The 9,449-nt window shown below is 45.3% G+C and carries 10 protein-coding genes; 7 read left to right on the top strand and 3 right to left on the bottom strand.

Annotated features, from left to right (window positions below; genetic code table 11):
• Nucleotides 1-195: 195 nt before the first annotated feature.
• Genes ACOJS8_RS05010 through ACOJS8_RS04995 form a run of 4 tightly spaced genes read left to right on the top strand, consistent with a single transcriptional unit; the run spans nt 196 to nt 2,638 of the window.
• Nucleotides 196-1,110 (top strand): SDR family oxidoreductase, encoded by a 915-nt coding sequence (locus ACOJS8_RS05010; RefSeq protein ID WP_420147435.1) that lies wholly within the window; start codon nt 196-198, stop codon nt 1,108-1,110.
• Complete coding sequence (locus tag ACOJS8_RS05005; protein ID WP_420147434.1) at nt 1,107-1,496, top strand: tautomerase family protein; 390 nt, start codon at nt 1,107-1,109, stop codon at nt 1,494-1,496. Before ACOJS8_RS05010 ends, ACOJS8_RS05005 begins: the two co-directional genes overlap by 4 nt.
• 15 nt (nt 1,497-1,511) lie before the next feature.
• Nucleotides 1,512-1,760, top strand: coding sequence for a DUF167 domain-containing protein (locus tag ACOJS8_RS05000; protein ID WP_420147433.1), 249 nt, complete (start codon nt 1,512-1,514; stop codon nt 1,758-1,760).
• A 35-nt stretch (nt 1,761-1,795) separates the two neighbouring features.
• Nucleotides 1,796-2,638, top strand: coding sequence for an endonuclease/exonuclease/phosphatase family protein (locus tag ACOJS8_RS04995; RefSeq protein WP_420147432.1), 843 nt, complete (start codon nt 1,796-1,798; stop codon nt 2,636-2,638).
• Nucleotides 2,639-2,691: 53 nt separating this feature from the next.
• Here ACOJS8_RS04995 and ACOJS8_RS04990 read toward each other — a convergent pair whose 3' ends face one another.
• Nucleotides 2,692-4,398: an amidohydrolase gene (locus tag ACOJS8_RS04990; RefSeq protein WP_420147431.1), complete on the bottom strand. Its 1,707-nt coding sequence runs from the start codon at nt 4,396-4,398 to the stop codon at nt 2,692-2,694.
• 531 nt (nt 4,399-4,929) lie between these two features.
• Here ACOJS8_RS04990 and ACOJS8_RS04985 point away from each other — a divergent pair.
• The 3 genes from ACOJS8_RS04985 (at nt 4,930) to ACOJS8_RS04975 (ending at nt 8,266) form a co-directional block, all read left to right on the top strand.
• Entirely contained in the window at nt 4,930-6,360 is a 1,431-nt protein-coding gene (locus ACOJS8_RS04985) for a hypothetical protein (protein ID WP_420147430.1), read from the top strand.
• A gap of 176 nt (nt 6,361-6,536) precedes the next feature.
• A complete protein-coding gene (locus ACOJS8_RS04980; RefSeq protein ID WP_420147429.1) occupies nt 6,537-7,757 on the top strand; it encodes an NADP-dependent isocitrate dehydrogenase in 1,221 nt (406 codons plus the stop codon).
• Between the two features lie 95 nt (nt 7,758-7,852).
• Nucleotides 7,853-8,266 (top strand): Dabb family protein, encoded by a 414-nt coding sequence (locus tag ACOJS8_RS04975; protein ID WP_420147428.1) that lies wholly within the window; start codon nt 7,853-7,855, stop codon nt 8,264-8,266.
• Between the two features lie 147 nt (nt 8,267-8,413).
• Here the strand turns inward: ACOJS8_RS04975 and ACOJS8_RS04970 are convergent, their stop codons facing one another.
• The gene (locus ACOJS8_RS04970; RefSeq protein WP_420147427.1) at nt 8,414-8,554 is read right to left on the bottom strand and encodes a hypothetical protein; all 141 of its coding nucleotides are present in this window, start codon (nt 8,552-8,554) and stop codon (nt 8,414-8,416) included.
• Between the two features lie 115 nt (nt 8,555-8,669).
• Nucleotides 8,670-9,257, bottom strand: a complete 588-nt coding sequence (locus ACOJS8_RS04965; RefSeq protein WP_420147426.1) for a YcxB family protein — start codon at nt 9,255-9,257, stop codon at nt 8,670-8,672.
• Nucleotides 9,258-9,449: the final 192 nt, after the last annotated feature.

Here is a 9,449-nt window from a genome sequence, read left to right as displayed (position 1 = left end):
AGACGCGTGATCCACAGGACCGACCAGTTAAAGACGTTCGGATGATGATGACCGGCGATTGGGTGAAGAAAAAGAAAATAACAAAACAGTACGGGTATAAATTTTTGTAGAAACGCAATACCTTGCGTCTCCTGACCGGATGGTTTTTGCTGACGCGCAGGAGACGCGAAATAGTGCGTCTCTACATGAAACACGATGAAAAAACGAATTCTTATTACTGGCGCTAACGGGTTGCTGGGACAAAAATTGGTCGGACTGCTTGTCCAAAAGCCAGATGTTGAACTGATCGCTACGGCGCGGGGCAATAATCGATTACCTTTTTCTGACGGCTATACGTATCATTCGATGGATATCACCAACCGGCAGGAAGTTCTGGATGTTATTGGCGAGGCTCGTCCCGACGTAGTTATCCACGGCGCGGCTATGACCGATGTGGATAAATGTGAACTCCAGAAAGATGATTGCTGGGCGCAGAACGTTCATGCCGTCGAATACATTATTGAAGCTTGCCGGGCAATCAATGCCTTTCTGCTCCACGTATCAACCGACTTTATTTTTGACGGAACTGCGGGGCCTTATGACGAGACAGCAGAAGCCAATCCGATAAGCTTTTATGGCTGGAGTAAGCAGGCTGGCGAATCGGCTGTGAAAAATTCTAGTTTGCGGTGGGCCATTGCCCGAACGATGCTTGTTTATGGTATTGCTCACGATATGAGTCGTAGCAACATTATCCTCTGGGTCAAAAAATCGCTTGAGGATGGTAAGAACATTAAAGTTGTAACCGACCAGTGGCGAAGCCCGACGCTGGCCGAAGATCTGGCTTTGGGGTGTTACCTGATTGCCGACAAAGAAGCCGAGGGTATTTTTAATATTTCGGGCAAAGGGGTTCTGACGCCTTACGAGATGGCCATCAAAACGGCTGATTATTTTGGACTTGATAAATCGCTCATCGCGCAAGCCGATGCGTCAAACTTTACGCAGGTAGCTCGCCGGCCACCCCGTACTGGCTTCGTTCTGGATAAATCCCGTACGATATTAGGCTACGATCCGCATACGTTTGAAGAAGGAATTGCTGTACTGGCGAGTCAACTGAAACGCGAAACGGCGTGAGTCAGGTAAAAATATACGGCGTTCGGGAGCATTTGATACCTATTCGAAATCAGCTTTCCGACGTAGTGCATGCGTGCGTGGTTGAGGCACTTCAGTTTCCGGAGAACAAACGAGCACACCGTTTTTTCTACCTGGAAAACGATGATTTCTTCAGACCGTCCACGGCGTCGGAACGCTACGTTATTCTGGAATTTCTGATGATGGAAGGACGTAGCGTCGAGACAAAAAAGAAACTGATTCAGCTGCTTTTCGAACGTATCAGTAAGCAATTGAACTTGCCAGTGAACGATATTGAAATCTGTATTCTGGAAAGTCCGGCGCATAACTGGGGTTTTCGAGGCACAACGGGCGACGAAATAAAGCTGAGTTATAACATCAATGTATGAGTTGTGACACTGCATGTGAAAGTAAAACCAGGTAGCAAAGTTGATCAGTTATTTTACGACGCTGCCGGCCAACTGACTATTAAAATCAAAGCGCCCGCTCAGGACGGTAAAGCCAATGTGTATTTAGTGGAGTTTCTGGCGAAACTGTTCGGAACGGCCAGGTCGAACGTAACGATTATGGCTGGTTTCACGAATGCACACAAACGAATTGAAGTCGATACCAATGATGAGAAATTACGGGCGGTATTAGATTCATTGATGTAGATTTGGCAAACCTAACCATCCCAACTTTTCAACTTATGCGTATTATTGCTTTTCTGGTACTCTGTCTTACATTAGCAAACGCTGAAACATTCGCCCAAAAATCGGACCCCATTACGGTTGCTACGTATAATCTCCGTTATAAGAATAAAAACGATGGACCTAACGTCTGGGAAAATCGGAAAGAGAACGTAAAGGCCTTAATCCAGTTTCATGAATTTGACATTTTCGGAACGCAGGAAGCCTTACGTGAGCAACTGAATGACGTAGCGGAGTTGAAAGATTTCGCCTTTATCGGGGTCGGTCGCGACGATGGCAAAGAAGCGGGTGAGCACTCGGCGATTTTTTACCGTAAAAACCGTTTCAAAGTACTGCAATCTGGAAATTTCTGGCTGAGTGAAACGCCCGACAAGCCTGGTAAAGGCTGGGATGCTACGTGCTGCAACCGGATCTGTTCCTGGGGGAAGTTCAATGATCTGGAAACGAAAAAGGATTTTTACTTTTTCAGTGTTCACTTCGACCACCAGGGAGTAGAAGCACGTCGGCAGTCGGGGAAATTGATGGTGTCAAAAATTAAAGAAATCGCTAAAAATGAGCCGGTTATTTTAGTTGGTGATTTGAATTCAACGCCCGAAACCGAGCAGGTTCAACTGATTCAAACGTTGTTGAACGATGCGCATAACGTAACAGTAACTCCACCGTATGGCCCAGAGGGAACATTTAACAGTTTCAAGTTCGACGCACCGATGGACAAACGTATCGATTATATTTTCACTAGTAAGCAATTCGACGTACTAAAATACGGCGTGTTGACCGATGCAAAAGATCAGAAATACCCGTCTGACCATCAGCCCGTTATGGTAAAAGTGGTCATGAAATAGTTTATATAAATACAATAGCGCCCTAATGTTCCTAGGGCGCTACTCTGTTTATACTATTCAGAACGCGAGGACGAAACTTTAGCGGCTGACGATTTATCTTTCTCCAATTGTTTCTTTACCGCATCGCGCTGGTCGTCGCGTACGGTTGGGTACTTAATTCCAAGCTGTTCCAGGTAGTTTTTGTACTTCGACGGATCGTAGTAGAACTTCTCCAGTTTCGGCTTAAACTCAGCCATAATCTTCTTGTTCAGATAAATAGCGGGCTGTTCTTTTGGCGAAATCAGCGGTTCATACTTAATATCCTTGGTCTGCTCGTCTTTATAATACGCCCAGGCATCTTTAATAATTTCGGGCTTCAGTAGCAGATCCAGCAACGTCATTGCCTCGGCTTTGGCGCCATACACCACTCCTTTGTGAGCAATCGGCGTCGCCATCGAAATGGCATTGGCCCAGTGATGTCCTGGTAAGCCCGGAATGTTGCTGGGGTAACGTAGCACAATCGTTGGCAGCGACCACGAAATATCAGCAATGTCATCGGAGCCGCCACCCATTGGGGTCATAGCCTGGCCACCCATCATCACAACGGGCGCCGATGAGGTAGGCATACCCATCGAATCCAGCTTTACAGCTAGGCCTTCCACTTTTGGAGCCTGTAGTTCAATCTGTGAAGCCCGGGCCAGCAACTGATCTTCTTCTGACCAGGTTGGTAAACCTACTTTTTTAATGTTATCATAGGCGGCTGCCGCCATCACTTTATTGGTGTGTACAGGCCAGGCAGAGCCCAAAATTTCGTAGGTAAATTTGGTATCGGTCATCATAGCTGCCCCTTCGGCAATTTTGACTCCGGTTTCGAAGAGTTTTTTAATCTTCGGATAGGTCCGTTCCCGGAAATAATACCAGACAGATGCTTTTGAGGGAACTACGTTGGGTTGATCGCCACCGTCTGAGATAACGTAGTGCGAACGTTGAGTGAGTTCGAGGTGTTCGCGCCGGAAGTTCCAGCCAATATTCATCAATTCGACAGCATCCAGCGCGCTACGTCCACGCCAGGGGGCGCCCGCAGCGTGAGCGGCCTGCCCTTCGAAATTGAATTTTACGGATACCAGTCCATTGTTGCCATTATCGCCCCAGGATACACTCAGATTATTGCCTACATGGGTGAAAATGCACGCATCGACATTCTTAAAATAGCCATCGCGCACATAGAATGCTTTCGTACCGACAAGTTCTTCGGCTACGCCCGGCCAGAGCATTAACGTACCCGGAATTTTTTCGCGCTCCATCAATTTCTTAACCGCCAGCACAGCAACAATATTGAGCGCCTGCCCCGAATTGTGCCCTTCGCCGTGTCCGGGCGCTCCTTCAACAATTGGATCTTTATAAGCCACGCCCGGTTTCTGACTTGCTTTCGGAATACAGTCGATATCAGAGCCAACGGCAATGAGTGGCTTACCCGACCCCCACGTAGCAATCCAGGCCGTTGGAATATTCGCTACGCCCTTTTGCACTTTAAACCCTTCTTTCTCTAAAAGAGTCGTCAGGTAGTTAAAGGATTCTTCCTCCTGAAAACCTAACTCCGAGAAACTGAAAAGCATGTCATTAATCTGCTGCGCCATAACCTGGTTAGCTTCTACAGCAGCAATAGCTTCGGCTTTAAGTTTCGATAGCCGGTCATCTGATTTAGGGGATTTTTTTGACTGACTAAACAAAAGCGTAGGTATAAAAATCAGGATGGCAAGTAGATTAATCCATTTTTTCATAAAAAATACCAAATTTTATAATGCATACCTTAATAAAGTATTCTAAAAATAATGAATAAAGGTTTAAGCATGAATTTATATTTTGAATGATTAGTAACGGCTGTTTTCTGATTCACCACTTTTAATAGCCGTATAATAAATCTTTATCAATCAAGTATACACTATCACTATTTTTATTCATACATGCACATTTGTAAAGATGTTTAATGAGATTTTATAATATTTGCCTTCCTGACCTAGAAGATTATGTCAAATAGTTCTTCTTTACCATTCACTAAAAAAAACCAATTACTGTTCATTTCACTGTTATGGGCAATTCTGTCAACTGTAATTAATCCCTATGGCGAATTCCCATTTAATGATGATTGGGCATATGCGCAGTCTGTAAAAGCTTTAATAGAAAACCACACCTTTTTCGTATCAGGTTGGACGAGTGTCAATCTGCTGGCTCAAATAGCGTGGGGGGCTTTATTCTGCTTACCCTTCGGCTTTTCTTTCACCGCTATCCGCATATCAACGCTAGCAGCAGGAATGATAGGTTTATGGGGTACGCACCGGCTGATTTATAACGTAACGGAAAATGAGCAGACTGCCTTCATCGGTACGTTATTGACCTTGGCTAATCCAATCTATCTGGGATTGTCGGCGTCGTTCATGACGGATGTGCATTTTTATGCGCCTATGGTGTGGGCGCTGGCGTATATGGTCATTGGTCTTAAATGGGACTCCGTACGTCTAATGCTGATTGGTATTGGTATTGCTACACTGGCTCTTCTGGTACGTCAGTTTGGTATTGCTCTGTTTGCAGGGTTCGGTATTGCCTACATCGCCCGGAAAGGAATACAATTAAAAAGTTTAGTCATAGCGGGTATTTGTGTGATACTAGGGCTGAGCCTTCAGGTTGGCTACCAGCGATGGCTGTCTTATATGATGCCAGGGACGGTCAGCTACAATGTGCAGGCAACGAATTTTTTTCATCTGAGCTACTACAAGCCACAGCTCTTTTATGGATTTATCAACAATATGTTTGTTGGCCTGATGTATACGGGCCTGTTCATGTTTCCTTATTTTCTCACGCTTCTCACCAAAAAAAACCTGGTTGAACTCCGGAATAATCGTTGGCTTTGGCTTTTATCAGCGGCAATCATTGTTGGTCTGTGGCAAACTGTTTTCGGTGGAATAAGCATGCCTATCTGGTTCAATACGCTTACAGCTTTTGGTATAGGCCCTATCCTCCTACGTGATGTCTACTACCGGATGTATGACATGCCCGTCCCTGATGTGCTTCGGTTTATTATGATGGGCGTAACGATTTGCAGTCTGTTAGGAAGCATTTGCATTCTATACTATCTAATCAAAATAAGTCAATACCTATTACGTGCGTCTACGGATCACAAGCAGCGTACTGTTGGGCTTTTGCTGTTTTCAATAATAGGAATTTACTTTTTGCCGATTGGCTTACAGGTCATCTTTGATCGCTATCTGCTACCAATGCCTGTGCTGTTATTGTGTCTGGTCGGTTTGATTCAGTCCGTTACGTATCAAAAAACAGCAGAACGAATTCTGCCCATACCGCTTTACCTGTCAATTGGCCTGCTCGTGCTTTATTTGAGTTTTAGTGTTATCGCCACACATGACTATTTAGCCCTGAATCGCACTCGCTGGCAAGCGCTCAACAGTATGCTCCAACAAGGTATCCAGCCAGATGAAATAGACGGTGGGCTTGAATTTAATGGCTGGTATTTATACAGCGCGTCATATAAGCCCACACCCGATAAAAGTTGGTGGTGGGTGCACAACGATACGTACGTAGCGGGTGCTAGTGTGCTTCCGGGTTATATGCTTTATAAAAAGCAAAAAGTAAATACCTGGTTTCCGTGGGGAATTCAGCAGATTGCTATTGGGAAGAAAAGCCAGTCTGGACGTATAACCCGACTTAACAATCCATATTCAACCAACTGATACGTGCTTCGAAGGGCTCTTCTACCGTATTCGTCAAATTGAGCAGATTTTCCCTGTGTTCAATGCTTCGTTATTAAGCGGAACGGATGTAAAGAAGAGTACCCATCTTTGGGCGATATTCACTACTTTTGCGGCCAAGTTTTAGTATCGTTCTCAATCGTTTATAACCAAGTCCAATGGAAAAAATTAAGGTAGCGAATCCGGTTGTCGAACTGGATGGCGACGAAATGACCCGTATCATCTGGAAGTTCATCAAAGACAAGCTGATTCTGCCCTACGTAGACGTTGATATTAAATATTACGACCTCGGCATCGAATACCGCGACGAAACCAACGACCAGGTAACGATTGACGCGGCTAATGCCATTAAACAGTACGGTGTCGGTATCAAATGCGCCACCATTACGCCCGACGAAGATCGCGTTAAAGAATTCAACCTTAAGCAAATGTGGAAGTCGCCCAATGGCACGATCCGCAATATTCTGGACGGTACTGTATTCCGTGAGCCAATCGTAATGAGCAACGTACCACGGTTAGTAACCAACTGGACAGCGCCAATCATTGTCGGCCGCCACGCATTTGGTGATCAGTACCGGGCAACCGATTTTTTGGTGCCGGGTGCAGGTAAACTGACGATGAAGTTCGAAGGTGAAGACGGTACCGTACAGGAATACGAAGTGTTTAACTTCAAAGGTCCGGGCGTAGCGATGGGCATGTACAACGTTGACGAGTCGATACGTGGCTTTGCACTGGCTTGTTTCAACATGGCTCTTCAGAAAGGCTGGCCGCTGTACCTGTCGACCAAAAACACCATCCTGAAAAAATACGACGGTCGGTTTAAAGATATCTTCCAGGAAATTTACGAAGGGCAATTCAAGGCCAAAGGTGTTCATTACGAACACCGCCTGATCGACGACATGGTGGCTTCGGCGCTGAAATGGAACGGCAATTTCGTATGGGCCTGCAAAAACTACGATGGCGACGTACAGTCGGATACCGTAGCGCAAGGATTTGGCTCGCTGGGGCTGATGACCTCAGTGCTGGTTACGCCCGATGGCAACACGATGGAAGCTGAAGCGGCACACGGAACCGTAACGCGCCACTACCGCGAGTATCAAAAAGGAAATAAAACCTCGACCAACCCCATTGCATCAATTTATGCCTGGACACGTGGTCTGGCCTTTCGCGGCAAACTCGACGGAAACAAAGAACTGATCGATTTCTGCAATGCACTGGAGCAAGTTTGCGTTGAGACTGTTGAAAGTGGTAAAATGACCAAAGACCTGGCGCTATCGGCTTTCCCAAGCGATACAAAACTGGTGGCTGGTGAACATTACCTGAACACAGAAGATTTCCTCGAAGCGTTGGATGAGAATCTGAAAGCAAAGCTTGCTTAATCAGAATTTGACGTAGCAGTTTATAAACAGTGCCACCTTATCAAAGTAGGGTGGCACTGTTCTTTTCTTTTCCCGGTAAACCTTATTGATTAGCTATGAAAAAGATACTTTTGGGTGTGGTATTGACGCTGCTGTCGATGGCTACGTATGCCAACACGTTAACGAATGAACCTCCTAAGAAAAAAATGAAAACAGACGTAGTACAGCACATTGTGCTTTTTAAGTTTAAGCCCGAAACGACGCCTGAGAAATTAAAAGAGATATTGGCTGCTTTTGAAGGATTGCCTTCAAAAATCAAAGAAATCAAAGGGTTTCAGTGGGGAACAAACAATAGCCCCGAGAACCATGCCCATGGGCTGACCCATGCCTTTATTCTGACGTTCGATTCGGAAAAAGATCGGGACAACTACCTCCCTCATCCGGCTCACAAGGACTTTGGTAAAATTGTTGGGCCGTGGCTGGCTGATCTGACCGTTGTCGATTTTACCAATCAGGCCGGGCCACGCTAGGCGAAATAGGAAGATAAGGGAGCGAAAACTTACATTTCGCTCCCTTATCAATTAATAATTCAATTAGAATCAGACACACGCCCACTTTTGTTTTTCTATTCCAGAGGCTGACCTCCGTTTGGAGATCATTGTTCGTAAAGCTACTTTCTAATCCGGTGGGGGCATAATAACGATGTGGTCGTTCTCGTCGCGCTCGATATGCAATTCAGGATTCGCCAGACAAAATGCATACAGTTCGTCCGAAAACACATTGATATTCGGCGGTATCGTTAGTGTGATGGCCTGCATACACGTTTTTTGTTTTATCAGATATAACAAAAAAGAGGATAGGCGCAAAAAAGAGCCTTGATAACCTAACGTAATAGATTCGGTTTATCAAGGCTCCCCAATTCGTTTCATCTTTTTATTTTACCGCTGTCTCGGCCGGAACGCCACCCGGTAGCAGCCCTTTCCGTCTCAGCAGCGCATCGGTAAAGCGCAGATCATTTTCGCTGTTGAAAATACTGAAGGGCAAATAGATAAACTGCGCTTTGGATAAGCCTTTCGTTACGGTTTTGGCAAACCAGTTTGCTTTTACGTTGTTCAGCGCATCGCCACTATCCAGAAACAGGATGTAAGCGTCTTTGTCCTTAATTACACTGTCGATCTGGGCCCATTTCAGAATCCCGCCTTCTTTGGCATTGATACGCATCAGAATCTGGCGGCTGTCGATCTCATAGATGTATTTCTGAAACAGGGCTTTGCTTTGTTCCATCTGCGAGATCCCTGTAATCTGGACGGCCCAAAACAATACGTAGAGGACTGTAAGCAGTACAATGACAATATAAATCCAGTAATTTGGGTAAACGTTTGTCAGGTTCAGAACTACATTTAGAATAATTAGAGCCAGGGGGACGAACGCCCACTTCCAGTTTTCCTTAACCCACTGCCGAAGGGCAATATTAATATACGTTTTTTGGTCTAACGCGTACTTTTTTGTCTTAACAATCATAGCTACTTCTACATGAACAGACAAAGATACGGTGATTTAGAATCTGTAATTGTATTTCCTTGACGAACTGCTTTTTCCCATCTTTACAGCGTCAAAAAATCTTACATTCCAGCATGACTACGGCCGCATCGACGCTTGTTCTGAATGCCGAACAGATTCGCCAGAAAATCAGACGAATCGCTGTTCAGATTT

Origin of the sequence: Spirosoma sp. (assembly GCF_048594605.1) — a bacterium.
GTDB lineage: Bacteria > Bacteroidota > Bacteroidia > Cytophagales > Spirosomataceae > Spirosoma.
This window is presented reverse-complemented; position numbering and strand designations above follow the sequence as displayed.

Coding starts and splice junctions, on each gene's coding strand:
- ACOJS8_RS05010 (WP_420147435.1), top strand. CDS start 196: ATGAAAAAACGAATTCTTATTACTGGCGCTAACGGGTTGCTGGGACAA.
- ACOJS8_RS04995 (WP_420147432.1), top strand. CDS start 1,796: ATGCGTATTATTGCTTTTCTGGTACTCTGTCTTACATTAGCAAACGCT.
- ACOJS8_RS04975 (WP_420147428.1), top strand. CDS start 7,853: ATGAAAAAGATACTTTTGGGTGTGGTATTGACGCTGCTGTCGATGGCT.
- ACOJS8_RS04970 (WP_420147427.1), bottom strand. CDS start 8,554: ATGCAGGCCATCACACTAACGATACCGCCGAATATCAATGTGTTTTCG.
- ACOJS8_RS04965 (WP_420147426.1), bottom strand. CDS start 9,257: ATGATTGTTAAGACAAAAAAGTACGCGTTAGACCAAAAAACGTATATT.
- ACOJS8_RS04990 (WP_420147431.1), bottom strand. CDS start 4,398: ATGAAAAAATGGATTAATCTACTTGCCATCCTGATTTTTATACCTACG.
- ACOJS8_RS04980 (WP_420147429.1), top strand. CDS start 6,537: ATGGAAAAAATTAAGGTAGCGAATCCGGTTGTCGAACTGGATGGCGAC.
- ACOJS8_RS04985 (WP_420147430.1), top strand. CDS start 4,930: ATGATAGGTTTATGGGGTACGCACCGGCTGATTTATAACGTAACGGAA.